This window comes from Methylobacterium sp. AC433 (assembly GCF_979253015.1).
In genome coordinates this window covers 246,817-270,864 of the sequence record NZ_CEEDBN010000005.1, presented here as the reverse complement: position 1 = coordinate 270,864, position 24,048 = coordinate 246,817, and the positions used below count along the sequence as shown (strand labels likewise).

The 24,048-nt window shown below is 69.4% G+C and carries 24 protein-coding genes and 1 tRNA gene; 16 read left to right on the top strand and 9 right to left on the bottom strand.

Features of this window, described 5'->3' with window-relative positions; translation table 11 throughout:
• The first annotated feature begins 104 nt into the window (after positions 1–104).
• The 4 genes from trpA (at position 105) to AC0IWM_RS10865 (ending at position 4,323) form a co-directional block, all read left to right on the top strand.
• The gene (trpA, locus tag AC0IWM_RS10880) at positions 105–962 is read left to right on the top strand and encodes a tryptophan synthase subunit alpha (protein ID WP_471754855.1); all 858 of its coding nucleotides are present in this window, start codon (positions 105–107) and stop codon (positions 960–962) included.
• A 62-nt stretch (positions 963–1,024) separates the two neighbouring features.
• Positions 1,025–1,936: an acetyl-CoA carboxylase, carboxyltransferase subunit beta gene (gene accD, locus AC0IWM_RS10875; protein ID WP_471754871.1), complete on the top strand. Its 912-nt coding sequence runs from the start codon at positions 1,025–1,027 to the stop codon at positions 1,934–1,936.
• Positions 1,937–1,985: 49 nt separating this feature from the next.
• Positions 1,986–3,311, top strand: a complete 1,326-nt coding sequence (locus AC0IWM_RS10870; RefSeq protein ID WP_471754853.1) for a bifunctional folylpolyglutamate synthase/dihydrofolate synthase — start codon at positions 1,986–1,988, stop codon at positions 3,309–3,311.
• A gap of 127 nt (positions 3,312–3,438) precedes the next feature.
• The gene (locus tag AC0IWM_RS10865) at positions 3,439–4,323 is read left to right on the top strand and encodes an outer membrane protein (protein ID WP_471754851.1); all 885 of its coding nucleotides are present in this window, start codon (positions 3,439–3,441) and stop codon (positions 4,321–4,323) included.
• A gap of 183 nt (positions 4,324–4,506) precedes the next feature.
• On the opposite strand, the gene trxA is transcribed toward AC0IWM_RS10865, so the two are convergent.
• Positions 4,507–4,827 carry a thioredoxin gene (trxA, locus tag AC0IWM_RS10860; RefSeq protein ID WP_055956782.1) on the bottom strand — a complete coding sequence of 107 codons (321 nt, stop codon included), beginning with the start codon at positions 4,825–4,827 and terminating at the stop codon, positions 4,507–4,509.
• Between the two features lie 329 nt (positions 4,828–5,156).
• Here trxA and AC0IWM_RS10855 point away from each other — a divergent pair, with 329 nt between their 5' ends.
• Positions 5,157–6,440, top strand: a complete 1,284-nt coding sequence (locus AC0IWM_RS10855) for a PQQ-dependent sugar dehydrogenase (protein ID WP_471754849.1) — start codon at positions 5,157–5,159, stop codon at positions 6,438–6,440.
• 43 nt (positions 6,441–6,483) lie between these two features.
• Here the strand turns inward: AC0IWM_RS10855 and AC0IWM_RS10850 are convergent, their stop codons facing one another.
• The 4 genes from AC0IWM_RS10850 to rpmB all read right to left on the bottom strand — a co-directional run bounded on the left by AC0IWM_RS10850 (position 6,484) and on the right by rpmB (position 8,974).
• Entirely contained in the window at positions 6,484–7,047 is a 564-nt protein-coding gene (locus AC0IWM_RS10850) for a TetR/AcrR family transcriptional regulator (protein WP_471754847.1), read from the bottom strand.
• A 10-nt stretch (positions 7,048–7,057) separates the two neighbouring features.
• On the bottom strand, positions 7,058–7,531 hold the full coding sequence (locus AC0IWM_RS10845) for a nuclear transport factor 2 family protein (RefSeq protein WP_471754845.1): 474 nt from the start codon (positions 7,529–7,531) through the stop codon (positions 7,058–7,060).
• A 72-nt stretch (positions 7,532–7,603) separates the two neighbouring features.
• The gene (locus tag AC0IWM_RS10840) at positions 7,604–8,533 is read right to left on the bottom strand and encodes an AEC family transporter (protein ID WP_056477153.1); all 930 of its coding nucleotides are present in this window, start codon (positions 8,531–8,533) and stop codon (positions 7,604–7,606) included.
• A 135-nt stretch (positions 8,534–8,668) separates the two neighbouring features.
• Positions 8,669–8,974: a 50S ribosomal protein L28 gene (rpmB, locus tag AC0IWM_RS10835; protein WP_056185141.1), complete on the bottom strand. Its 306-nt coding sequence runs from the start codon at positions 8,972–8,974 to the stop codon at positions 8,669–8,671.
• A 331-nt stretch (positions 8,975–9,305) separates the two neighbouring features.
• On the opposite strand from rpmB, the gene AC0IWM_RS10830 reads away from it, so the two are divergent.
• From AC0IWM_RS10830 to AC0IWM_RS10785, 10 genes are all read left to right on the top strand, one after another.
• On the top strand, positions 9,306–10,214 hold the full coding sequence (locus AC0IWM_RS10830; RefSeq protein ID WP_471754843.1) for a DUF3108 domain-containing protein: 909 nt from the start codon (positions 9,306–9,308) through the stop codon (positions 10,212–10,214).
• Entirely contained in the window at positions 10,211–10,558 is a 348-nt protein-coding gene (locus AC0IWM_RS10825; protein WP_471754841.1) for a hypothetical protein, read from the top strand. The genes AC0IWM_RS10830 and AC0IWM_RS10825 overlap by 4 nt, the downstream gene beginning before the upstream one ends.
• A gap of 66 nt (positions 10,559–10,624) precedes the next feature.
• Positions 10,625–14,062, top strand: coding sequence for a helicase-related protein (locus AC0IWM_RS10820; protein WP_471754839.1), 3,438 nt, complete (start codon positions 10,625–10,627; stop codon positions 14,060–14,062).
• 6 nt (positions 14,063–14,068) lie between these two features.
• Entirely contained in the window at positions 14,069–14,344 is a 276-nt protein-coding gene (locus AC0IWM_RS10815; protein WP_471754837.1) for an RNA-binding S4 domain-containing protein, read from the top strand.
• Between the two features lie 232 nt (positions 14,345–14,576).
• Positions 14,577–14,915 carry a ferredoxin FdxA gene (gene fdxA, locus AC0IWM_RS10810; RefSeq protein WP_471754835.1) on the top strand — a complete coding sequence of 113 codons (339 nt, stop codon included), beginning with the start codon at positions 14,577–14,579 and terminating at the stop codon, positions 14,913–14,915.
• 428 nt (positions 14,916–15,343) lie between these two features.
• Positions 15,344–15,934, top strand: a complete 591-nt coding sequence (locus AC0IWM_RS10805; protein WP_056477167.1) for a CarD family transcriptional regulator — start codon at positions 15,344–15,346, stop codon at positions 15,932–15,934.
• Positions 15,935–16,185: 251 nt separating this feature from the next.
• Positions 16,186–17,058: an RNA polymerase factor sigma-32 gene (locus AC0IWM_RS10800; protein WP_056477170.1), complete on the top strand. Its 873-nt coding sequence runs from the start codon at positions 16,186–16,188 to the stop codon at positions 17,056–17,058.
• A gap of 234 nt (positions 17,059–17,292) precedes the next feature.
• A complete protein-coding gene (locus tag AC0IWM_RS10795; RefSeq protein WP_471754833.1) occupies positions 17,293–17,970 on the top strand; it encodes a 4'-phosphopantetheinyl transferase family protein in 678 nt (225 codons plus the stop codon).
• Between the two features lie 96 nt (positions 17,971–18,066).
• A tRNA-Pro gene (locus AC0IWM_RS10790) sits at positions 18,067–18,143 on the top strand.
• Positions 18,144–18,268: 125 nt separating this feature from the next.
• Positions 18,269–19,552, top strand: coding sequence for a HEPN domain-containing protein (locus tag AC0IWM_RS10785; RefSeq protein WP_056355206.1), 1,284 nt, complete (start codon positions 18,269–18,271; stop codon positions 19,550–19,552).
• Here the strand turns inward: AC0IWM_RS10785 and AC0IWM_RS10780 are convergent.
• Positions 19,549–21,027 (bottom strand): site-specific integrase, encoded by a 1,479-nt coding sequence (locus AC0IWM_RS10780; RefSeq protein ID WP_156650077.1) that lies wholly within the window; start codon positions 21,025–21,027, stop codon positions 19,549–19,551. The two genes, AC0IWM_RS10785 and AC0IWM_RS10780, sit on opposite strands and share 4 nt — an antisense overlap.
• A 548-nt stretch (positions 21,028–21,575) precedes the next feature.
• Between AC0IWM_RS10780 and AC0IWM_RS10775 the strand changes: the two genes are divergently transcribed.
• Complete coding sequence (locus tag AC0IWM_RS10775) at positions 21,576–22,154, top strand: metallophosphoesterase (protein WP_200917671.1); 579 nt, start codon at positions 21,576–21,578, stop codon at positions 22,152–22,154.
• Positions 22,155–22,192: 38 nt separating this feature from the next.
• On the opposite strand, the gene AC0IWM_RS10770 is transcribed toward AC0IWM_RS10775, so the two are convergent.
• The 3 genes from AC0IWM_RS10770 to AC0IWM_RS10760 form a co-directional block, all read right to left on the bottom strand.
• The gene (locus tag AC0IWM_RS10770) at positions 22,193–22,852 is read right to left on the bottom strand and encodes a hypothetical protein (RefSeq protein WP_056355197.1); all 660 of its coding nucleotides are present in this window, start codon (positions 22,850–22,852) and stop codon (positions 22,193–22,195) included.
• Positions 22,853–23,215: 363 nt separating this feature from the next.
• Positions 23,216–23,668, bottom strand: coding sequence for a hypothetical protein (locus AC0IWM_RS10765; RefSeq protein ID WP_156650075.1), 453 nt, complete (start codon positions 23,666–23,668; stop codon positions 23,216–23,218).
• Between the two features lie 88 nt (positions 23,669–23,756).
• A complete protein-coding gene (locus AC0IWM_RS10760; RefSeq protein WP_056355314.1) occupies positions 23,757–24,044 on the bottom strand; it encodes a hypothetical protein in 288 nt (95 codons plus the stop codon).
• Between the last annotated feature and the right edge of the window lie 4 nt (positions 24,045–24,048).

The following is a 24,048-nucleotide window of genomic DNA, read 5'->3' as shown; positions in this document are numbered from 1 at the left end:
CGACGCGCGGCCCGCTTCACGGGCCGTTCGCGATGGTGTAGGCGCGGCGGCTTGATCCCGGGCCGCGCCAGGGGCGGCCCCGGGGAACGTGAGACGTGAGTGTCATGACGGCTACGAGTTCGGCAAATCCCGGTCAGGCGCGCATCGCCGCCGCCTTCGCACGTTGCCGCGCCGAGAAGCGGGCGGCCCTGGTGACCTACGTCATGGCCGGCGACCCGGATGCCGAGACGTCCCTGAAGGTGCTGGAGGCCCTGCCCGCCTCGGGCGCCGACATCGTCGAGTTCGGCCTGCCCTTCACCGACCCGATGGCCGACGGCCCGGCGATCCAGGCGGCCGGCCTGCGGGCGCTCAAGCACGGGCAGGGCGTGGTGCGGACCCTCGACCTCGTCCGGCGCTTTCGCCAGGGGAACGACAGGACGCCGGTGATCCTGATGGGATACTTCAACCCGATCCACGCCTACGGGGTCGAGCGCTTCCTCGACGATGCCCTCGCGGCCGGCATCGATGGGCTGATCATCGTCGACTTGCCGCCGGAGGAGGACGACGAGCTCTGCCTGCCGGCTCTGGCCAAGGGCCTCGCCTTCATCCGCCTCGCCACGCCGACCACCGACGAGAAGCGGCTCCCCGCCGTCCTCGCGAACACGGCCGGCTTCGTCTACTACGTCTCGATCACCGGCATCACCGGCACGGCGACGCCGAACTTCGACCGTGTCGCCGAGGCGGTGGAGCGGATCCGCCGACACACCGACCTGCCGATCGTCGTGGGCTTCGGCGTGCGCACCGGCGCCGATGCCGCCGCCATCGCCCGCGGTGCCGACGGGGTCGTGGTCGGCTCGGCCCTGGTCGACGCCATGCGGGCGACCCTCGATACGGAGGGCGTGTCGAAGGGCGGCACGGTCGACGCCGTCAGCGCCCTGGTCCGCGAGCTCGCCGAGGGCGTTCGCTCCTCGCCCCGCGCCTGACGCAATTTCACGAGACTTTCCGGCTCGCTCGCTTCGAGCTCGCACAAGGACGCCGTCGGATGATGGTTGAACCGATGAACTGGATCTCGGAGGTCGTGCGCCCCAAGATCAAGACCCTGTTCAAGCGCGAGACCCCGGAGAACCTCTGGGTCAAGTGTCCCGACACGGGCCAGATGGTCTTCCACAAGGAGGTGGAGAGCAACCACTGGGTCATCCCCGGCTCCGAGCACCATCTCAAGATGAGCGCCCAGGCGCGCCTGAAGATGATGTTCGACGAGGGCACCTGGATCGACGTGCCCCTTCCGGATGTGGCCATCGATCCCCTGAAGTTCCGGGACGAGAAGCGCTACGTCGACCGCCTGAAGGACGCCCGGGCCAAGACCGGGATGAACGACGCCTTCAAGGTCGGCTTCGGCCGGGTCTCGGGCCTCCCGATGACCCTGGCGGTGCAGGACTTCGCCTTCATGGCCGGCTCCCTGGGCATGGCGGCCGGCGAGGCCTTCGTGCGCGGCGCCGAGACCGCCCTCGACAAGCGCACCCCCTACATCCTGTTCTCGGCCTCCGGCGGCGCGCGCATGCAGGAGGGGATCCTCTCGCTCATGCAGATGCCCCGCACCACCGTGGCGGTGCGCCGGCTCAACGCGGCGAAGCTGCCCTACATCGTGGTGCTCTCGAACCCGACCACCGGCGGCGTGACCGCATCGTACGCGATGCTCGGCGACGTCCATCTCGCCGAGCCCGGCGCGCTGATCTGCTTTGCCGGACCGCGCGTGATCGAGCAGACCATTCGCGAGAAGCTGCCCGACGGGTTCCAGCGCGCGGAGTACCTGCGCGACCACGGCATGGTCGATCAGGTGGTGCACCGGCACGCCCTCAAGGACACGATCGCCAACCTGTGCGGCCTCCTCACGAATCAGGCGCCGGGGATGCAGCCGGCCCGAACGGCCGCCGCTCCGGTTCAGGAGCCCGCCTGAGGCCCCCCGCCCGCCGAACCCCCTTCCCTCCGCGACGCGACGTTCGACCATGGATTCCTCCGACGCGCTGATGGCGCGCTTCCTTGCCCTCCACCCCCGCACGATCGACCTGTCGCTGGGGCGGATCGAGCGCCTCCTCGCCCGTCTCGGCCATCCCGAGCGCAAGCTCCCGCCGGTGATCCACGTCGCCGGCACCAACGGGAAGGGCTCGACCATCGCCTTCATGCGGGCGATCCTCGAGGCGGCGGGGCTCGCGGCCCACGTCTATACCTCGCCGCACCTCGTGCGCTTCCACGAGCGCATCCGGATCGGGGCCGTCGGCGGTGGCCAGTTCGTCCCCGAGGACCAGCTCGCCGATGCCTTCGCGCGCTGCGAAGCGGCCAATGAGGGCGAACCGATCACCGTGTTCGAGATCACCACGGCGGCGGCCCTCCTGCTCTTCTCCGAGGAGCCGGCCGACGTGCTGCTGCTGGAAGTCGGCCTCGGCGGCCGGGTCGACGCCACGAACGTGATCGACCGGCCTGCCGCCGCCGTGGTCACGCCCATCGGGCGCGACCATGCCGAGTATCTCGGCGACACCGTCGAAGCCGTCGCCACCGAGAAGGCCGGCATCTTCAAGAAGGGCTGCCCGGCGATCATCGCCGCGCAGGATTACGCCGAGGCCGATTCGGTCCTGTGCCGTCTCGCCGAATCCGTGGGCGCCACGCCGATCCGGGTCGGCAACCAGGATTTCTCGGTCCATGCCGAGCGCGGGCGGCTCGTCTACCAGGACGACGTCGACCTGTTCGATCTGCCGAAACCCCGCCTCAACGGTCGCCACCAGTTCACCAATGCGGGCACCGCGATCGCGGCCCTGCGGGCGGCCGGCTTCGGCGACATCGGCACCGCCGCCATCGAGGCCGGGCTCAACAGCGTCGAGTGGCCCGGGCGCCTGCAGCGCCTGAACCGGGGACGCCTGTCCGAGCTCGTGCCGAAGGGCGCCGAACTCTGGCTCGACGGCGGCCACAACATCGACGGCGGCCGCATCCTCGCCGCCGCCATGGCGGATCTCGGCGAGCGCTCGGACGTTCCGCTCGTCCTCATCGTCGGCCTGCTGGGTACCAAGGACGCGGAAGGCTTCCTGCGCAATTTCATCGGTCTGGCGCGCGTGCTGGTCGCGGTCCCGATCGCCGGGCAGATGGCCGCCCGGCCGGCCGACGAGGTCGCGAGCATCGCCGCGGAGGTCGGCTTGAACGCCCAAACCGCGCCCAGCGTCGAGGCCGCCCTGGAGAGCTTGGCGAGCATCGCCTTCGAGCAGCCGCCGCGCATCCTGATCTGCGGTTCGCTCTACTTGGTGGGTGCTGTCCTCACCGCCAACGGTACGCCGCCCACCTGATTTTCTTAACTTTTCCAGCTTCGTTCACGACCACGTCAAGTCTGCTGTGTGACCCTGGCGCTACATCTTGGCTGTGGAAACTGCAGTAGGTTCTCGGTCGATCGGGCATATCGCTGGGGATCAAATAATGAAAAAGCTTCTTACGTCTTTCGCGGCCTTCACGGCCCTCACCGCTGCCGCTTCGGCCGCCGACCTGCCGCGCCGCGCTGCGCCGCCGGTCTTCGTGCCGGTGCCGGTGTTCACCTGGACCGGCTTCTACGCCGGTTTCAACGCCGGCTACGGCTTCGACGCCAGCGACAACTCTGGTGTGACCTCGGTCGTTGCCTCTGGCGCGTCGGGCATCTTCCGTAACCCCGGCTTGGTCGGCGGCAACGGCGCTGTGATCTACAGCGATCGCAGCTCGATGGAAGGTTTCACGGGCGGCGGTCAGATTGGTTACAACTATCAGTTCACGCCAGGCTCCGGCGTGGTGGTCGGTATTGAGGCGGACGCCCAGTATGTCGACTTCGGTCGCAACCGTGGACGCTCAGCGAACTTCATCGGTACGCCGAATCCCGATCTGACCTTCGTCAATCCGAATGGCTTGGCCAGCCTCGACTACTTCGGCACCGTGCGCGGCCGCATCGGTTACGCCTTCGATCGCGTCCTGTTCTACGGCACCGGCGGCTTCGCCTACGGCGCTGGCAGCAGCGACCGTTCATTCGGCGGCTTCCGCGGCAACGACAGCTTCCGCACCGGCTACGCTGCTGGTGGTGGCATCGAATACGCTCTCCCGACCGACTCGTTCCTGAACTTCTTCCGTTCTTCGGCCGTCACGCTGAAGGTCGAAGGTCTGTACGTGAATCTGGATCGTAACAACGCCAGCGATGTGTTCGCTGTCTCCAACAGCACCGGCCTCCAGTTCCGCACTGGCACGCCCTACGCCACGACCACGTCCGGCATTACCCGCAACAACTCGACCGAGTTCGCCGTCGTCCGCGCCGGCCTGAACTACAAGTTCGGCTCGTACTAAGCCGACATTTCGGGGCTCGAAACGGGGAAGCCCGGCCGCAAGGCCGGGCTTCTTCCGTTTGCGGATCCCCGCCGCGCGGTGATCCTGCGCGGACGTGCCGGGGAAACGCCCAATGAAAAAGCCCGGCTCGACGCCGGGCTTTTCGATGTCGGGCCTCCCTCGAAGCCGCCTGCAGTCACATTCTCAGGCGCTGGCCTGGATCCAGCGGGACAGATCGCCCTTCGGCGCCGCACCGACCTTCTGGCTCGCGAGCTGGCCGTCCTTGAAGATCAGCAGCGTCGGGATCGAGCGGATGCCGTACTGGGCGGCGATCCCGGGATTCTCGTCGACATTGACCTTGGCGATCTTCACCTTGCCCTGGAGATCCGCGGAAATCTCTTCGAGGGCCGGGCCGATCTGGCGGCAGGGGCCGCACCACTCGGCCCAGAAATCCACTACGACCGGCTCCGCGGACTGAAGGACGTCCTGCTCGAAGCTCGCGTCGGTCACTTTCACCGTCGCCATGGGGAAACTTCCTTTCCGGTTCCGCGCCTGCGGAACCACCTCTTCGCTGTCGTCGCGCTGCGAGACCGTGCGCTGTCGGCGAGAGTTGGCGATGGCGGGGGGAACGGTCAAGGCATCCTGCGCCGCAAGCAGGGCTGACATCGCCCAGGAACGCGGATTGTCCACGCCTGCGCGCCGCGGCGATCGATCCGGCCTCGTCGCAGATCGGGCCTCGTCAAAGCGTGTCGGTCGCCCCATGTCCCTGTCGTCCCTGCTCCGGTGGCCGCCCGGCCGGCCTATGGAGCTCGACCCGAAGCCGGTCCTGGGACCGGCATGGAGGAACACCCGACGTGAAGCGCAACCCGTACAGCCTGCTCGCTACCGCAGCCCTCCTCAGCCTCGGCACGGCCGTCCATGCGCAGGAGCCGGCGAGCGCCGAACCGAGGCAGCCCCGGGTCGGCGGCGAGGCCTTCGCGGCCCCGACCAGCCCGGCCACCGGCAACAGCCCGGCCGAGACGGAAGCGCCGAACGCGCCCTACAAGCCGCTCCTGCCGAACCAGACCCGGGCGCCGAAGCCGGAGGCCGCCACGAAGGTGAAGACCGAGGTGGTGGCCAAGGGCCTCGACAGCCCCTGGGCGATGGAGTTCCTGCCGGACGGCCGGATGCTCGTGACCGAGAAGGCCGGCAAGCTCCGGATCGTCGCCAAGGACGGCACGCCCGGTCCGGCGATCCCGGGGGTGCCGAAGGTGGACGCCCGCGGCCAGGGCGGCCTCCTGGACGTCGCCCTCAGCCCGAGCTTCCCGGCCGACCGGCGGATCTACCTGAGCTATTCCGAGCCGCGCGAGAAGGGCAACGGCACCAGCGTGCTCCGCGCCAAGCTGATCGAGGAGAACGGCGCCGCCCGCCTCGACGAGGTCAAGGTGATCTTCCGGCAGATGCCGACCTATGACGGCGACAAGCATTTCGGTTCGCGGCTGGTGTTCGCACCGGACGGCAAGCTGTTCGTCACGGTGGGGGAGCGCTCCGACAAGGTCACTCGCGTCCAGGCGCAGGACCTCACCAGCGGCCTCGGCAAGGTCTTCCGCATCGACACGGACGGGAATGCGCCCAAGGACAACCCGTTCTCCGGTGGCGAGAAGGCCAAGCCCGAGATCTGGTCCTATGGACACCGCAACGTGCAGGCGGCCGCCCTCGACCCGCAGGGCCGGCTCTGGACCGCCGAGCATGGCCCCAGGGGCGGCGACGAGCTGAACCGGCCCCGCCCCGGCGTGAATTACGGCTGGCCCGAGGTCACCTACGGCCTCGAATACAGCGGCGAGAAGATCGGCGAGGGTAAGACCCAGGCGGGCGGGACCGCGCAGCCGGTCTATTATTGGGATCCGGTGATCGGCCCCTCGGGCATGGCCCTCTATACCGGCGACGCCTTCCCGGGCTGGAAGGATACCTTCCTCATCGGCGGCCTCGTCAGCGAGGGCATCGTCGCGGTGAAGCTCGACGGCGACAAGGTGGTGACCGAGGAGCGGATTCCTCTCCAGGCCCGCATCCGTGACGTCCGGGTGGGCAGCGACGGTGCGGTCTACGCGGTGACCGAGGGAGCGGACGGCAAGATCCTGAAGCTGACCCCCGGCAGCTGAGCGCCCGACCTCGACCGGCGGCCGGGCGGCCCGGCCGCCGGCTTCAGGGATCGGGAAGCAGGCGGGGCCGGAGCCGCCCCAGCATCCGCCCGAAGGCCGCGGGCTCGTCGAGGGCGCGGGCCAGGACGAGCCCGCCCTGGATCGCCGCGACGGCCTCCTCGGCGAGGTCGTCCGCTGCCTCCGGCCCGTGTCCGACCCGCAGCAAGGCCTGGGCGAGGGCTTCGCGCCAGGCCGTGAAGTACCCGGCGATGCGCGCGGCAAAGCGATCTCGCCCATCCGTCAGGGCAAAAGCACCGACGAGGCAGACCCGTCCGCCCGAGCGGAAATAGACATCGGTCTCTGACAGCATCCGGGCGATCGCCGCGCGCGGGTCGGCATCCGTCCGAAGGGGCGCGTAGATCCGGGTCTCGAACCACCCTTCGATCGCGGCGAGAACGGCCTCCGCCATCTCCGCCTTGCCCCCCGGGAAGGCGTGATAGAGGCTGCCCTTGCCGAGTCCCGTGCGCGCGCCGAGGAGCGCGAGGCTGGCGCCCTCGTAGCCGTGTTCGCGGAAGACCTCGGCCAGGACGGGAATCGCCGCTGCCCGGGCGCCCTCCCCCTGTCCCATGCCGAGGCCCCTAGAGTCCGAGCTCCGTCAGTCCCGGGTGATCCTCCGGCCGCGGTGCGGAGCGGTCCCAGTGGAACCTGCGCTCGGCCTCCGTGATGGCGAGGTCGTTGATGCTGGCATGGCGCTCGCGCATCAGCCCATTCGCATCGAAGGCCCAGTTCTCGTTGCCGTAGGCGCGGAACCATTGCCCGGACGCATCCCGGAACTCGTAGGCGAACCGCACGGCGATCCGGTCCTCGCCGTGCGCCCAGATCTCCTTGATCAGGCGATAGTCCAGCTCGCGCGCCCATTTGCGCTGCAGGAAGGCCACGATGGCGGGCCGCCCGGAGAAGAATTCCGCCCGGTTCCGCCAGCGGCTGTCCGGCGTGTAGGCGAGCGCGACCTTCTCGGGGTCGCAGCCGTTCCAGCCGTTCTCGGCGGCCCGCACCTTCCGGATCGCGGTCTCCAGCGTGAAGGGCGGCAGCGGTGGACGCGATTCGGACATGACGGAAACTCCCCGGCCCACGATCGACGCGACCGCGTTTGTACCGATCGGTACAAACGCGACTTCGAAACGTCAAGCGTGCCCGAGCAATGTCAGCCAGGCGATGGTCGTGACGATCGCCAGCAGGGTCGAGAGCATCACGGCGGCGGCGACTACGCCGGTCTCGGTCTTGTAGCGCGAGGCGAGCAGGTACGCGTTGATTCCCACCGGCATCGCCGCGAACAGGGTCGCCACGCCGGCATAGGCCGGCGGCATGGTGAAGACGTGGAAGGCCAGGACCCAGACGGCCAGGGGATGGATCACCAGCTTCAGTCCGGTGATGACCATGGCGCTCGGCAGGTCGTGGAGGACCCGGTAGCGCACGAGACCGGCCCCGAGGGCGATCAACGCGCAGGTCGAGGCGGTGCCCGCGAGCGAATCGACCAGCGCCTTGACCATGCCGGTGGGTGCGAGCCCGAGCCCCTTCATGGCGAGGCCGGCGATCAGGGCCAGGAAGATCGGATTGCGCAGCAGGACGAGGGCGAGGCCCCGCAGGCGCTTCAGGATCGAGGTCTGCCCGTCCGCCTCGATCAGGAAGGTGGCGCATCCCATCATCAGGGGGAGGTGCACCGCCAGCAGCATGAAGAGCGGGAAGGCCCCCTCCTCGCCATAGGCTTGGAGAATCATCGGGACGCCGATGAAGACCGTGTTCGACTGGCTCGCGGCGAAGCCGTGCAGGATCGCGCCGCGCCGCTCCACCCCCTTGCGGCGCAGGCTGAGGACCGAGCCGATCAGCCAGGAGAGGCCGGCGCCGCCGAAGTAGCTGAACCAGTAGGACGGGGTGATCTCTCCCGTCAGTCCGGGCCGCGTCAGGGTGGCGACGATGAGGGCCGGGACGGCGATGGAGAAGACGTATTCCGAGAGGCCGTCGCTGACCTTGTCGGACAGGAAGCCGGCCAGGGCCGCGATCCAGCCGACCAGGATGAGGCCGAAGATCGGGGCGACGAGCGACAGGACAGTCATCGAAGTCGAGCCGGTCCTTCCAACGCGAACGGCCACCGTACGCGCTCAGCGTGCGGCGGCCGTTCGGGAACCCGATGAGCTTTTCGTCCGATTCGAGGGCGACTCGCGCCGACGCGAACCGGTCCGTTCGACGCCTCAGGCGGCGACGGGCGTCTCGACCTCGGCGAGCTTCTTGTGCAGCTCGCGCTTCAGGAGACGGGCCGTCTGCGACAGCTCGATCTCGCGGGCCTTGATGAGGAAGGCATCGAGGCCGCCGCGGTGCTCGACCGAGCGCAGGGCGTGGGCCGTGACGCGCAGGCGCACCCGACGCTTGAGGGCGTCCGACTGCAGCGTGACCTGACACAGGTTCGGCAGGAACCGGCACTTGGTCTTGCGGTTCGAGTGGCTCACGAGGTGGCCGGTCTGCACGGCTTTGCCCGTGAGTTCGCAACGGCGCGACATTGTTCTATTTCCCGTCTCGTTCCGCATGTCCGACAGGCTGGCGGGAAACCAAGACCGCGTCGCGGAAAACGGCTTCTCGCACGCCAGGCCCGGTGGAGCGGCGTTCTCATTGAAGGCGCGAGCCTATAGGGGACAGTGCCCCTTGGCGTCAAGGTGCGGGACGATCTTTCGCGCCAATTCGCCGGTGGCGACGCATGCGATCCGGACCCCGCGATTTCAAGCGCGACTGTATCGCCTCCAACGATGTGTTAACCATGAGCGCGGACGATGCCGGCGAGATGTCCCCGGTCCGTTCGACCGGCGACCGACAGCCAACCCCGAGTCCCCAGCCATGTGCGGCACCCGCAAGCGCCCCGCCCCGCTCTTCCTCCTCGGCGCCAGCCTGCTGACGCTCGCGGCCGGCCTCGCCGCCGCACCCGCGGCGCAGGCGCGGCCCAAAGCCGCGAAGGCGGCCGCGACCGTCACCGTCGATTACGACATCGCCCTGGCGGGGCTGACCATCGGGAACGCCCAGGTGGCCGGCGCCTTCGAGGGCTCGGGCTACCGGATGGACGTCTCGGCCCGGCTGACCGGCCTCGCGGGCGTCGTCACCGGTGGCATGGGCTCGGCCCGCGCCAGCGGCGCCATCGCGGCGGCGCCGCAGCCCAACACCTTCGCGATCGCCACCAAGACCACCAATTCCGGCATCGCCGTGCGCATGGCCCTGGCCCGCGGCACCGTCACCCAGGCGGAGATCACCCCGCCCCTGATCGACATGGGCGACCGGGTGCCGATCACCTCCGCCAACAAGCGCGGGGTCATCGATCCGGCGAGCGCCCTGATGATGCCCGTGCAGGGACGCGCCGATCCCATGGACCCGGCCAACTGCAACCGGACCCTGCCGATCTTCGACGGGGCGACGCGGTTCGACGTCGTGTTGAGCTACGGCGAGACCCGCAGCGTGGCCAAGCCCGGCTACAGCGGTCCCGTCCTCGTCTGCAACGCGCGCTACACGCCCATCGCCGGCCACCGTCCGGACCGGCCGGGCGTGAAGTTCATGGAGGACAATCGCGAGATGTCGGTCTGGCTCGCTCCGGTCGAGGGCACCCGCGTGCTCCTGCCGGTGCGCATCGCGGTCCGGACCACCGTCGGCACCAACATCATCGAGGCGACCCGGTGGACCCAGACCGGCGGCCAGCAGGGAAGCACCACGGTGTCGGCCCCCGGTAACCCCGTCACGCAGGCCAGCCTCGCGCAGTGAGATCCTCCACCGGCAAGCGGACCGGCCTGCGCGTGGCGCTCGCCGCGCTGTTCACCCTGGCGGCCGGGCAGGCTCCGGCGCAATCGACCCTCTCGACCGGGCCGGATTGCGGAGGCGACGCCTATTCGTCGGCTCAGGTCATCGAGAACCGTCCGCCCCGTCGCGGCCCCCTCACGGCCATGCCCGACACTCTCTGCGCCGATGTCGCACCGCAGGGCGCGCGGCCGCCCGTGGAGATCGGAATCTACCCGAGCCTCGGCACGTCCGGCGTGCCGCCACGGGATGGCAGGCAGGGCTATGGCGACCCATATGGGGCGCAGCCGCCACGGCAGCGCCGCCCCTGAAGGCGCCGCGGCGGTCTCCCCCGTTCCTGAGCCTGCCGGCCTCGCCGAAGGGACCGCCCCCACCTCATGATCCGCCCCTCCCTCTCTCCGCAGGCCCGCGCACGCGGCGTCACGGCGGTGCTCGGGCCGACCAATACCGGCAAGACTCATCTGGCCATCGAGCGCATGCTCGCCCATCCGACGGGCATGATCGGCCTCCCCCTCCGGCTCCTGGCGCGGGAGGTCTACCTTCGGGTGGTCGCGAAGGTGGGGGTCGACAAGGTCGCCCTCGTCACCGGCGAGGAGAAGATCAAGCCGGACCGGCCGCGCTACTGGATCTCCACCATCGAGGCGATGCCGCGCGACCTCGACGTCGCCTTCGTGGCGATCGACGAAATCCAGCTCGCTGCCGACATGGACCGGGGCCACGTCTTCACGGACCGCCTGCTGCACCAGCGTGGGCGCGAAGAGACCCTGCTCATCGGCTCCTCGACCATGTTGCCCCTCGTGCAGTCGCTGATTCCCGGCGTCCACACCACGACGCGGCCGCGCCTTTCGCAGCTCACCTTCGCGGGCGAGAAGAAGCTCGGTCGCCTGCCCCGGCGCTCGGCCATCGTCGCTTTCTCGGCCGAGGAGGTCTACGCCATCGCGGAGCTGATCCGGCGCCAGCGCGGGGGGGCCGCGGTGGTGCTCGGCGCGCTCTCGCCGCGGACCCGCAACGCCCAGGTGGAGCTCTACCAGTCCGGCGACGTCGACTACCTCATCGCCACCGATGCGGTGGGCATGGGCCTCAACCTCGACGTGGACCACGTCGCCTTCGCGGCGAACTGGAAATACGACGGCACCCGTTTCCGCAAGCTGACCCCGCCAGAGATGGGACAGATCGCCGGCCGCGCCGGGCGCCACCTCTCGGACGGCACCTTCGGGTCGACGGGACGCTGCGCCCCCTTCGAGCCCGAGATGATCGAGGCCCTGGAGACCCACGACTTCGAGCCCCTGCGCGTGCTGCAGTGGCGCAACCCCGACCTCGACTTCGCCTCCCTGAAGGCGCTGCAGGAGAGCCTGGACGAGCACCCGCGCGAGAAGGGCCTGACCCGCGCGCCCATGGGTGAGGACCAGTCGGCTCTCGAAATTCTGATGCGCGAGGACGACATCCGCGACCTCGCGAACCGGCCGGCCCATGTCCGCCGGCTCTGGGACGTCTGCGGCGTGCCGGACTACCGCAAGGTGCATCCGCAGACCCACGCCGACCTCGTCGCCCAGCTCTACCGCTTCCTCATGCGCGGTATGGCGGGGCGCATCCCCGACGACTGGTTTGCCAAGCACGTCGCCATGATCGACCGCACCGACGGCGACATCGACGCGCTCTCCCAGCGCATCGCGCAGGGGCGGACCTGGACCTTCGTGGCGAACCGTCCGGATTGGCTCATTGATCCGGTGCATTGGCAGGGCGAGACGCGTCGGGTAGAGGACAGGTTGTCCGACGCCCTGCACGAACGCCTCGCGAGCCGTTTCGTCGATCGGCGCACCAGCGTCCTGATGCGGCGCCTGAGAGAGAATACGATGTTGGAAGCTGAGATCACCGCCGGCGGGGACGTCACCGTCGAGGGCCAGCATGTCGGCCATCTGCATGGCTTCCAGTTCGTTCCGGATCCCGGTGCGGAAGGACATGAGGCGAAGACCCTGCGCTCGGCGGCCGAAAAGGCGCTCGGCGGTGAGATCGAGGCCCGCGCCGAGCGGTTCTCGTCGGCTGCCGATGCCTCTCTGGTGCTGAGCCATGACGGTGTCATCCGGTGGACCGGCGACCCGGTCGCCAAGCTGACGCCCGGCGACAAGCTGTTCGAGCCGCATGTCCGCCTGCTCGCCGACGAGCAGCTGACCGGTCCGGCCCGCGACAAGGTCGAGGCCCGGCTCGTGGCCTGGCTCAAGGCCTACGTGGTGCGCCTTCTCGGCCCGCTGATGGAGATCGAGACCGCGGCGGACCTCACGGGGCTCGCCAAGGGCATCGGCTTCCAGGTGGTGGAGGCCCTGGGCGTGCTGGAGCGCGCCAAGGTGATGCAGGAGATGCGCACCCTCGACCAGGAAGGCCGTGGCGCGCTGCGCCGCCACGGCGTCCGCTTCGGCGCCTATCACATCTTCCTGCCGGCCCTGCTGAAGCCGGCGCCCCGCACCCTCGCGGCCCAGCTCTGGGCCCTGAAGAACGGCGGGCTCGACCAGCGCGGCCTCGACGAGATCGCGCATCTCGCCAGCTCCGGCCGCACGTCGATCAAGGTCGACCCGGAGATCGCCAAGGGCCTGTACCGCGCGGCCGGCTTCCGCGTCTGCGGCGAGCGCGCGGTGCGCGTCGACATCCTGGAGCGCCTCGCCGACCTGATTCGCCCGGCCATCGCCTACCGCCCCGGCACGACGCCGGGCGAGGCCCCCGTGGGCGCGGCCGATGGCGACGCCTTCGTGGCGACCGTGGGCATGACCTCCCTCGTCGGCTGCTCGGGCGAGGACTTCGCCTCGATCCTGAAATCCCTCGGCTATGCCCCCGAGACCCGCCCGGGGCCGGCCATCACCGTACCGCTGATCCCGGCCGCCCCGACGCAGCCGGTCGTTCCGGCCGCCGCCGCGAGCAGCGAGGCGGCGTCCGACGAGCATGCCCCGGCCGAGGCGGCGGGCGAAGCGGCCCCCGAGAGCGACGTCGAGGCGGTGCCGGCCGGCGACGGCGACGCATCGGCCGAGACTGCCGAGACCGAGATCGCGCCCGGCTCGACGGAGGATTCCGTCGCCGTCGCCTCTCATGACGAGGCCGCCGGCGAAGTGCCTGCTGCCGAGGAGGCCGTTGCGGAGGGCGCCGTCGCCGAGGCGAGTCCGGCGGCCCGGGAGGACAGCCCAGCCGAGGCGCCCGTCGCGTCGTCCGAGGCCGTCGAGGAGGCCGCTCCGCAGCCCATCGCCGACGCGGTGGCCGTTGCCGAGTCCGCGGAACATCCGACGGAGGGCGCCGAGACGGCCGAGCCGGAGGCCACCGCTACCGACGCATCGGCCGAGGCCACCGGAATCGAGACTCCGGCCGACGCTACCGACGGCGAGGCGTCCGCCGCCGAGGCTCCGGCCGAGGTCGCGACCGTCGAGGTTTGGCGTCACCAGCGCAACGCCAATCCGCGCCAGAACCGTCCGCGCGGCCAGGGTCGTGACGGCGGCGCCCCCCGGGCGGCCGGCGAGGCACGGCCCGATCACCGCCGGCCGGGCGCGCCCGGCGGCGAGGGTCGCGACCGTCCGCGCGGTGCGCCGGGGGAGCGCCCGGAGGGCGGTCGCCGCGGCGGCCCCGGCGAGGGACGCCCGGAGGGAGGCCGCCCGCAGCGCCGCGAGCGCTTCGAGCCGGGCCGGACCCGGCCGGAGCGTCGGGACGAGCCGCGGGCCGCGCCCCGCGACGAGCCCCGTCCGCAGCGCCGCGAGCGGGCGCCGGACCCGGATTCGCCCTTCGCCAAGCTCGCGGCCCTGAAGGCGCAGCTCGAGGCGGGGAATGACCGCAAGCGCTGAGGTGGGATGAAGCCGGGACGCCAGCGGCTCGACAAATGGCTGTGGTTCGCTCGCTTCGCGCGAACCCGGCCGCTCGCGGCACGCCTGGTCGCCGACGGCTATGTCCGGGTCAACGGCAAGCGGGTCGATGCTTCCGCGACCGCCGTCGCCCTCGGGGATGTCGTGACCGTCGCGGCGGCCCATGCCACCGTGATCGCCCGGGTCCTCGACCTCGGCGAGCGCCGCGGCCCGGCGCCGGACGCCCAGCGCCTCTACGAGGTGGTGGGACATGCGCCCGAATAGGCCGGGCTCGCGTGTCACCGGCGCGACACCGGCGGGGCGGTCGTGCGCTCGGCCCGTCGGCATGCTTGTCAGCCCCCCGGACAGGGTCTAGAGCCAGCGCGACTCCCTCTTGCCCGTGCGAACCCGCATCCACGCCACCCCGCATTAAGGCATCCGTGCAACGATCTGCGCGAGCGACCATGCATCGGCATCGGGACGCTCCCGGAAGGCCGGATCAAGGACTGAAGGCCCCATGACCTACGTCGTCACCGACAACTGCATCAAGTGCAAGTACATGGACTGCGTCGAGGTCTGTCCGGTGGACTGCTTCTACGAAGGCGAGAACATGCTCGTCATCCACCCGGACGAGTGCATCGACTGCGGCGTCTGCGAGCCGGAATGTCCGGCCGAGGCGATCAAGCCCGATACCGAGCCGAGCCTCGAGACCTGGCTGAAGGTGAACGCCGACTACGCTCGCACCTGGCCGAACATCACCCAGAAGAAGGACGCTCCGTCCGACGCCAAGACCTGGGACGGGGTCGCCGGCAAGTTCGAGGCGCACTTCTCCGCCAATCCCGGCACGGGCGACTGATCGCCGCGACGCCGCCGTCTAGACGAAGACATCGAGCGAGCCCCGGACCTTGCAAAGAGGCTGTGGAGGGCTCGGGAGCCAGGGCCGATCACACGACCATGGGCCGGCAATCCTTTGATTCGTCGGCTGGTTTGTGTTATTACAAAGTCCTGCCGTCGTTCGTGCCCGACGTGCTGCCTCCAGCCATCACCTGATGGGTCTCACACTCAGTTGTGGATTGGGGTCGCACGCGATCGATCGCTGAAGGCCCTGCTGCCTTCGGCGACCGCTCCCTCGTTGCGCGATCATCGGCTTGCCCGGGAACCGGCAGGTTGTGCATCGCCGATGCAGATCCTTCGGACAAGGGGCTGGAGCCGGGTCACCCACCCCGGATTACAGGGTTCGGCGCGGCGTTCAAGGCCGCGCAATGTTCTGGAGGCGCTTCTCGCATGACCACAGCCAAGAAGACGACGGCAGGCCGCCAAGGCTTCAAGACCGGCGAAGCGGTCGTGTACCCAGCCCACGGTGTCGGTCGCATCACCGCCATCGAGGAGCAGGAGATCGCCGGCTACAAGCTTGAGCTGTTCGTCGTGTCTTTCGAGAAGGACAAGATGGTCCTGCGCGTCCCCACCGCGAAGGCCAACAGCGTCGGCATGCGCAAGCTCGCCGAGCCGGAACTCGTGAAGAAGGCCCTGGACCTCCTCACCGGGCGCGCCCGGATCAAGCGGACCATGTGGTCCCGCCGCGCCCAGGAATACGAGGCCAAGATCAACTCGGGCGACCTCCTGTCGGTGACCGAGGTGGTGCGGGACCTCTACCGCTCCGAGGCGCAGCCCGAGCAGTCCTACAGCGAGCGTCAGCTCTACGAGTCGGCGCTCGACCGGGTCGTGCGCGAGATCTCGTCCGTGAACCGCATCACGGAGACCGAGGCTCTCAAGCTCATCGAGCAGAGCCTCGCCAAGTCCCCGCGCCGCGCCAAGGGCGAAGCCGAGGCGGAAGGCGAAGCCGAGAGCGACGACCTGCAGGAAGAAGCCGCCTGATCGGCAGCCTCGCGCATCCCGGCAGAGGTCCGGAAACACGCATTTCGAGCCCGGCGCATCGCGCCGGGCTTTTTCGTTGCGCAGCCCCAGTTCCGTGCCTTGCTCACGAGACCGTGTGAAGCACCCGATCCGCGGAACCATCCCAACCACCTCGTGTTGTCGCGTTGCCAGGCACAGGTCTCCGGTCCGATTTCGATCGGCGCGATCGACCCGTGGTGAGAAGCAGACGTTCCATCGAGACGGAGGCGGGGATGGCGGATATCGCAGGGATCCGGCGGCAATTCATACGCACGGCGATGGAGGCGCCTTTCCTTGCGCGGGACGAGGAACGCGGACTCGCCGTCCGCTGGAAGGACGATCGGGACGAGCGCGCCCTCCACGGGCTGATCTCGGCCCACATGCGTCTCGTCATCGCCATCGCCGGACGCTTCCGGCATTATGGACTGCCGATGGCCGACCTCGTTCAGGAAGGCCATGTCGGGCTGATGGAGGCGGCGGCGCGCTTCGAACCCGAGCGCGAGGTCCGCTTCTCCACCTACGCCACCTGGTGGATCCGCGCGTCGATCCAAGACTACATCCTCCGGAACTGGTCCATCGTCCGCGGCGGAACGAGTTCGGCGCAGAAGGCCCTGTTCTTCAATCTGCGCCGCCTGCGCGCCAAGCTGATGCAGTCCACCGAGGAGCATGTCGGCGACGAGATTCACCGCCGCATCGCCACGGCTATCGGCGTCTCGCGAGAGGACGTCGCGCTGATGGATGCGCGCCTTTCCGGGCCCGACATGTCGCTCAACGCGCCCGTGGGCGAGGAGAGCGAAGCCTCGTCCGAGCGCATGGATTTCCTCGTCGACGGCGCCGCTTTGCCCGACGAAACGGTATCGGCGACGGTCGATGGCGAGCGCCGCCTGATCTGGCTCAACGAAGCTCTGACGGTGTTGTCCGAGCGCGAGCTGCGCATCCTCAAGGAGCGCCGCCTCGCCGAGGATCAGGCCACCCTCGAAGCCTTGGGACACCGGCTCGGCATCTCGAAGGAGCGGGTGCGCCAGATCGAGAACCGTGCCCTCGAAAAGCTGCGTCGCGCTCTCGCCGAACGGTTTCCGCAGACCGGCGGCAACGTCTACGCCTGAACGACCGAGATTTCGTTTCCGTCGTGATCACGCCGTCGCCTGATCGTGTCTCCCGAAACGTCATGGTAGGCTCTCCGGCGGACCCGTGGATGCGTTCACGGGCGGTGCAGGAGGCTCGGGCGTTTCAAGATGGGCCGAACCAGGGCGGAGGATCCGCAACAGCCCGACCTTCGTTCGTCGCACGATTGGCCGAGCGTCCCTCCTGCGCCCGACACCGGGACTGCGGTCTGGCGCGTGGACCTCACCCTCGGCGCAGCCGATCGGACTGAGTTGGCGGCGTGGCTCTCCCCGGAAGAGCGTGCGCGGGCCGAGCGGTTTTATCGTCACGAGGACCGGGCGCGCTTCATCGAGAGCCACGCCGCGCTTCGGCTGATCCTCGGCCGCTACCGCGATCTGCCGCCGGGCGACGTGGCCTTCGAGCAGGAAACCGGCGGGAAGCCGGTCCTGGTCCCGGCGCAGCGGGCGGGCCTTCACTTCAATCTCTCCCACTCGGGGTCTCACGCCCTGATCGGCGTCTCGCATTGCGCTCCGATCGGCGTCGATGTGGAGGCGATCCGCCCGGTCGGCGATCCGCTCGCGATCGTCCGGGCGCATTTCCATCCCGTTGAGATCGCTGCCCTCGCCCGGGCACCGCACGACCGGCAGACGCCACTCTTCTTCCGCTGCTGGACGCGCAAGGAAGCGGTCGTCAAAGCCCTCGGCACGGGCCTCGCCCTGCCGCTCGATGGTTTCAGCGTCGACGGCCCGTCCCCCGCCACCATCCGCTGGGACGGCGAGGACCCGGCATCGGACGGCTGGTCCTTGATCGACCTCGACATCGAAACGGATGTCGTCGGAGCCGTTGCAATTCCGCGGCCCGATCATCCGTGCCGGCTGTTTCGCCTTCCCGCGCATTGGGCCGCGCTTGCATGAGCGGGCCTTCGCCGCACGATTCCCGCGAGGAAGCGCTTGCGACACCGAAGAGGGCTCGCTATACGTCCGCTCGCCGGCCGAGACAGCCGGCTTTGTCGGAGTGTAGCGCAGTCTGGTAGCGCACCACGTTCGGGACGTGGGGGTCGCAGGTTCAAATCCTGCCACTCCGACCAGTTTTCCCTAGGGGAACGGTCTTCCCGGCTCAGAGAGCATCGGTCCGGCCACAGGTTCGGCCACAGGTTGGTGCAAGAACCGCTCATTCGGTCATTTAAAACTCTGCCCGATCGACAGGCCGAACGTGCCCCTGAACCTCCACGCCAACTGCACCGCCCGCCTCGAAGAGGTGCTGACCGCCGGGATGCGGAAGCTCCGCGTCATCTACGGCACCATCCTGGCGTGGCAGACCCTCGACGCCCTCATCCCCCTGAATGACGTCGTCCCGAAACAGGACCGTCTCCCGGTTCCGCTGACGGCCATGATCGACGAGCGGCCAGTCTCGGACTTCGCCGCCGACCGGATCGGCCGGCTCCTGTCCAACCTTGGCACCTTCCAGGACATGGCGATCCCGCTGCCGGAGCAGCTCGTCAGCCTCGCGCCCTTCGCGGATCCGGCGCCGATCGCGCAGCGGATCGTCGGGGAGTTCGCGTCCCTTCCCTGGGACTATGTCTTCAGCCTTCGGCTCCCGCGCTCGATCGGGACGGTGCTGGCGACCCTGATGGACGCGACGGGGCCGATGGACATCGGCGGCGGCATCTCGCTGGTCCGGACGAGCGATGCGCTGCAGGCGCAGTTCCCCCTCCCCTACGCATCCTCCCTGCTCATGACCCTCGGCGCCAAGGGGGCCTGGGAGACGGACGCCGTCTACCTGCAGGTGCCGGGCTCCGGATACGCCGACCGGTACGGCACCACCGGCACGGTGCTTCGGGCGGTCGAGACCCTTCAGACATTCCTCGGCCTCGGCATCGCGCTGCACCTGTTCCGCTACAGCCCGTCCTCGAACTCGACCCCCTTCGGTCCGCCCCGCAGCTCGTACCATGTCCACCGGCAGGTCGACGGGGCGTGGGCCTACGACACCAGCGTCGACATGGAGGCGACGGTCGTCATGGGGTTGGAGGGGTTCGACTGCACCGGCCTCGCCGGCAACCAGAACTACGTGCGGTTCGCCGGGACGGTGCTTCGGACGATGGGGTCGTGCTTCTCCCATCCGCGGGAGGCTGGACGGATCCTGCGGGCGGGGCAGTGGCTGGCGGGCAGCTACGCGAGCCGGAACGAAACCCTGTCGTTCGTCCAGGCCATGGTCGCCATGGAAATCCTGCTCGGGGACAAGAAGACCTCGGACATGGTCGGGATCGGCGAGCTCCTGAGCAACCGCTGCGCCTACCTGATCGGCGAGAGCCAGGCCGACCGGGAGAAGGTCCTCGCCGACTTCCGAGGGCTCTATTCCGTTCGGTCGGAGATCGTGCACAGCGGCAAGACCCGGCTCTCCTATTCCGAGCGCGAGAAATTCCACAGGCTTCTGGGCATCTGCCAGCGCTCGATCGCCGCAGAGATCGACCTCCTGATGAAGAACCGAGCGGGCTAGGCGGCCCGCTTCCGCCCCCTCCCGCCAAGGGCAGCGCGCGCCCCTTCCATGTGGGCTGGCGAGTGGTGGCCATACCGACGTTCGATCATCTCGACCGTCATGCCGACGTACCCGGCAAGCTCCCAGATATCGACGCCGGCCTGCATGCCCCAGGTCACGGCCGTGTGCCGGAGCGAGTGCCGGACGACGTCGTCCCCGAAGCCGAGGTCGTAGCAAAGGTTGGCGAAGCTCCGCTTGGTCGACCCGACCGGCTTGCCCTGCCACTCGACGACGTAGGTCTGTCCGAGGACGTGGCGCCAGCGCCAGAGATGCGCGACGAGGCTGTCCGGCATCCGAACGGTGGGGGCCTTCTTATTCTCCTTCTCCTTGGTGCCGAGCGCCTTGCGGTGGAAGATCGCCACGCGCTTGACCACGGGGACCTGGACACGGCGCTCGTACTCGGCGCCGTCGACCACGACCCGCTCGACCCGGTCCTCGACGGACCGCTCGGTCTTGAGCTCCATCCACGGCTTGCCGACGACCTTCTCGAAGCTGGCGTTGCAGACGGGTCCCGACCGGGTGCCTGTGCGCAGCGCGACGAGGACGAAGCGCGCCAGGTGCTTGCACACGAGACGGCCGACGACACGCTCACCCTTCCGGGGGCCGGAGTGGACGGTCTGCACCTCCCTCTTGCGCCAGGCACCGAGGAGGATCCGGGCGGCCTCTGCGCTGGTCAGCCAGCGGTCCCGCTCCTCGCCCTTGGCCGGCAGGGTCACCCGGACGGTGTCGCGCGTCAGGCCGTCGCCGATCGCTGCGTTGATGGCGGCGCGCAGGTCCTCAAGCTCCCGCCGGGCCCCGCCCTCGGTGACGACCCGGGCCTTCGTCGGCTTGGAGTGGCCGCGCCGCATCGGCTTCCCGTCGCCCTTTCGCGGCTCGCCGTTGCGATCGAGACCAGCCCGTGCGTGCGCCTTCCACGGCGTGCCGACGCGCGAGGTCACGTATTCGGCGCAGGTCGCGCTATCGACCTCGTCGAGGGTCCGGGTCCCCCACCAGTCGAGGAGGGTGGCGATGCGCTGCGCCAGCTCGTGGTGCCGGGCGACGCCGCCCTTCACCTCGCCGGTCGCGGGATCGACCCGCCCCTTCTTCGCGTCCCGGTACCGGTCGAGGACCTCGGCCACGAGGACCTCGTTGGCCGGCCGGTTCTTCCGCGGGCCGCCGGCTTCCTCAGGCGCGATGACGTGGAGGGTCGCGGTATAGTCGTCTAGGGCCTGGAGCGCGCGGCGTTCCTCGTCCTTGCCAGCACCGCAGCCAGTGCTTCGGACCTGCTTGCCGCGGTGGACGATCCACCACCTGCCGTTACGGTCGACGCCGTCGGCATCGACGCGTCCGGGGCGCCACCAGAGGTAGGGGTTGCCGCGTCCGGTCTTGCCGAGGGACTTGGGCTTGGCTGCCCGGGGCTTGCGGGGCTTTGGTTCGGCCCCAGACCGAGGTGGCATCGTTCCCTCCATTCGCGCAGCTGCCGGCGCGTGACTTCGATCAGGCGGCCGCGTCGCCCCACGATCAGTTCCCTGCGGAGGATCGCTCCCCGCAGGTCGGCGGTCGAATAGAGCGGCAGGTGCCCGAGACCCCGAAGCTCGGGGGCCCACATCGCCGTCTCCAGGTTCAAGGGCACGTCGTCGCCGGCGTGCTCCGCGCGTCCGTACGCACCCTCGGACATCGAGTGCACGTCGGCGATCAAGGGGTAGGACAGGGGATCGGTCGAATCGCTCATCCGAAAAGACTCGCCGGAAAACGTGGCCGTGGGAAGCGGTGCGTGGGTTGTCGGTTAACGGCGCCCTGGGCTGACCGCCTGGGCTCCGGCGATCCGGCCAGGGATCGCCTAACCCTCGGACGAACCAGGGCTTGCCGGGGCGGCCGCGATCGGCGAGGCTATTCCGATGAAGACCGCCCTCCTCCGCATATCGAAACGCCTGTTGGCCTGAAGCCAGCCATCCCGTCCGGGCCTCCGGACGCCTGCGTTCCTATGCTGAGAGGGGATCCCCCCGTGACGACCTACTTCACCTCCGACACCCACTTCGGGCATGCTGGCATGCTCAGCGATCGCATGGGCAGGCCCCGTCCTTTCGGCTCCCGGGAGGAGCATGACGAGCACCTCGTGTCCGCCTGGAACAACCGCGTGCGCCCCGGCGACAGGGTCTTCCATGTCGGCGATTTTGCCTATGGCTGCTCGATGAAGCACGCCGAGGCGATCTTCTCACGCCTCGCAGGCCACAAGACGCTCCTCAGGGGCAATCACGAGGCCAGAGGCGAGCGGCTCGGCTGGGAGGGCGGGATCCACGATGTGGTGGCGATCTCGATCCAGGACAGCGGCATGGCGAATGCCGTCCCGGTGTGGCTCTCGCATTACGCGCACGTCACGTGGAGGGACATCCACAGGGGCCGCCTCCATTTCTACGGGCACTCCCACGGGGCCATCCCCCCGACGGCGCGGGCGTGCGATGTCGGCGTGGATTGCTGGCAATTCCGCCCAGTGACCGTGCCTGAGATCCAAGAGCTCCTCGCGGACGTGGCCGCCCGGCAAGCAGGGGACGCCCTTGCGGGCTCGATGGCGCAGGCAGCGTGAGGGTGGGGGTCTCCTCAGGGTTGAGGAGACCCCGCCGATCAAACCGCCTTCCGACGGGCCTTGGGCTCAGCGTTCGTGGGCGGCTCCCTCCCGACGCTGCGCCACCCGGCGTCTGTGACCCGAGCGTACGTGTTTCGCTTCGGGTTGCCCGGGGCGACGAGGCCGTCCTCTACGGCGTGGATCGCCTGCCATCCGCCGAGGGATGACTGCATGCTGCTGTCAGGGTTCAGGCATGCCCGCGTCTCAGGCTCGGCGACGCCGACGGCCAGAAGGAGCCGGCGGCCGTTTGCCGCGCTTAGGCTGCCAACGGCGACATGCATCCTGATCGCGTTGGCAACCATGCGGGGCTCTGTGTGCTCCATTGAGGAGGCGAGCCGCTCCCACCCATCGTCGTTGGCGAGGTCCACGGCGTGATGCCATTGCCCGAGCGTGCCGGGACCTGAGGCCCAGATCGCCCTCAGCCCGGTGACCTCCTCGACCCTGCGGACGAACGGGAGGTCGCCGCACGCGGGGGTGGAGAGGTGGAGCTCCCAGATCCTAGGGGCCGTCGGCGGCTGGAAGGGGCCGCCAACCCGGTGGAGCCTCACCGGAAAGCCGATGGAGCGGGGGGAGTAGGGAGCCCGATTGTCCGGATCCCGAAGCGCGCCGAGGCCGGCGATGTACTCGTTCGCGATCCCGGACGCTACGAGGCGGGCCATCGGATCCTCGGCGGGGGGCCGGGTCCGGTGCCGCGGCGACCGGTTCGGGCTGGACCTTGGCCTCGGCCTCCACCCTCTGGCGCTTGAGGGCCCGCCGCTTCAGCGTGTGCGCGGACGGGCCGGGGAGCGCCTCTCCGAAATGCGACCTCAGGAGCTCGCCTGGCGACATCCCAACCGGGGTCGGGGTCTCCGGCTCGGACGGGGCGTCCAACGCGTCGAGGATGTCCCGAAAGAGGTCGGGCAGCGGCTCTGTGCGGACCTTCACCCTGCCCAGCGTAGGGATGCGGCGCGGCGTTTCGAAGGGTGCCGCGAGGGCTTCGGCGATCCACTCCCGGTGGGCATCGGTGACGGTAGACATCGGGCTCACTCCTGGATGGGGCTGGCTTCGGGGGATCGGGGCGGCTCTGCCTGGAGCCACCCCAGCGCTTCGGCGTCCTCGGCGGGCAGCCGCCGCGCTCGCCGGCGGGGGGCGGGATAAGTCCCGACCATGATGTCTCCCAGTTGGCTCAGCGCCCAAGTCTCGTCGGAGCCGTGAACGGCGATGACCTGGGCGGGCGTCACGACGAGGCACCGGTCCATGAACTCAAGGGGCATGCGCTCAGGCGAGGCGGACACGAGGCGGTCGTGCATGAGGTGGTCTTTCAGCCGCAGCACGAGCGCGAACGGATCCTCCTCTCCAAGCCGACGCACGCGCCAGCCGGCCACGAGCGCAGCCCGGAGCGTGCCCCCTGCCGGTCGGAGGACAGCCTCACGGCCGCGCTTCGTGAGCGGGGCCAGCTGCCAGATCGGGCACGTGACCAACTTCAGGCTATCCACGAATTTCTCAGTCTCGACGCGGAGGCCAGGGTCGTACGTGCCCCCCCTCTCAGGGTGGAACGGCGGGAACCGGGGCATGATGGGGCGTTCAACCCACGGCATCGCGTTCCTCCTTCATAAGACGGGCAGACAAAGCGAGGGCTTGCTCGGATTGATGCGCGAGTAGTTCGGCGCGGTGGATCAGCATGTCGGCCAGGACCCCTGGCACCCAGCCGGGGATCGGCCTCTCGCCGCTCGCCCAGCGGAATGCGAGACGGGGGTCGAGGCTGTCCCTCGGGCCGGCCGGGTGATGCGGCCCGAGGAGCTTCGCGAGTGGCCTCTTCCACTCCGGCCCGAGGAGTAGGCGCGCGGCCTCCTCCAGAACGATCTTGTCCATGCTC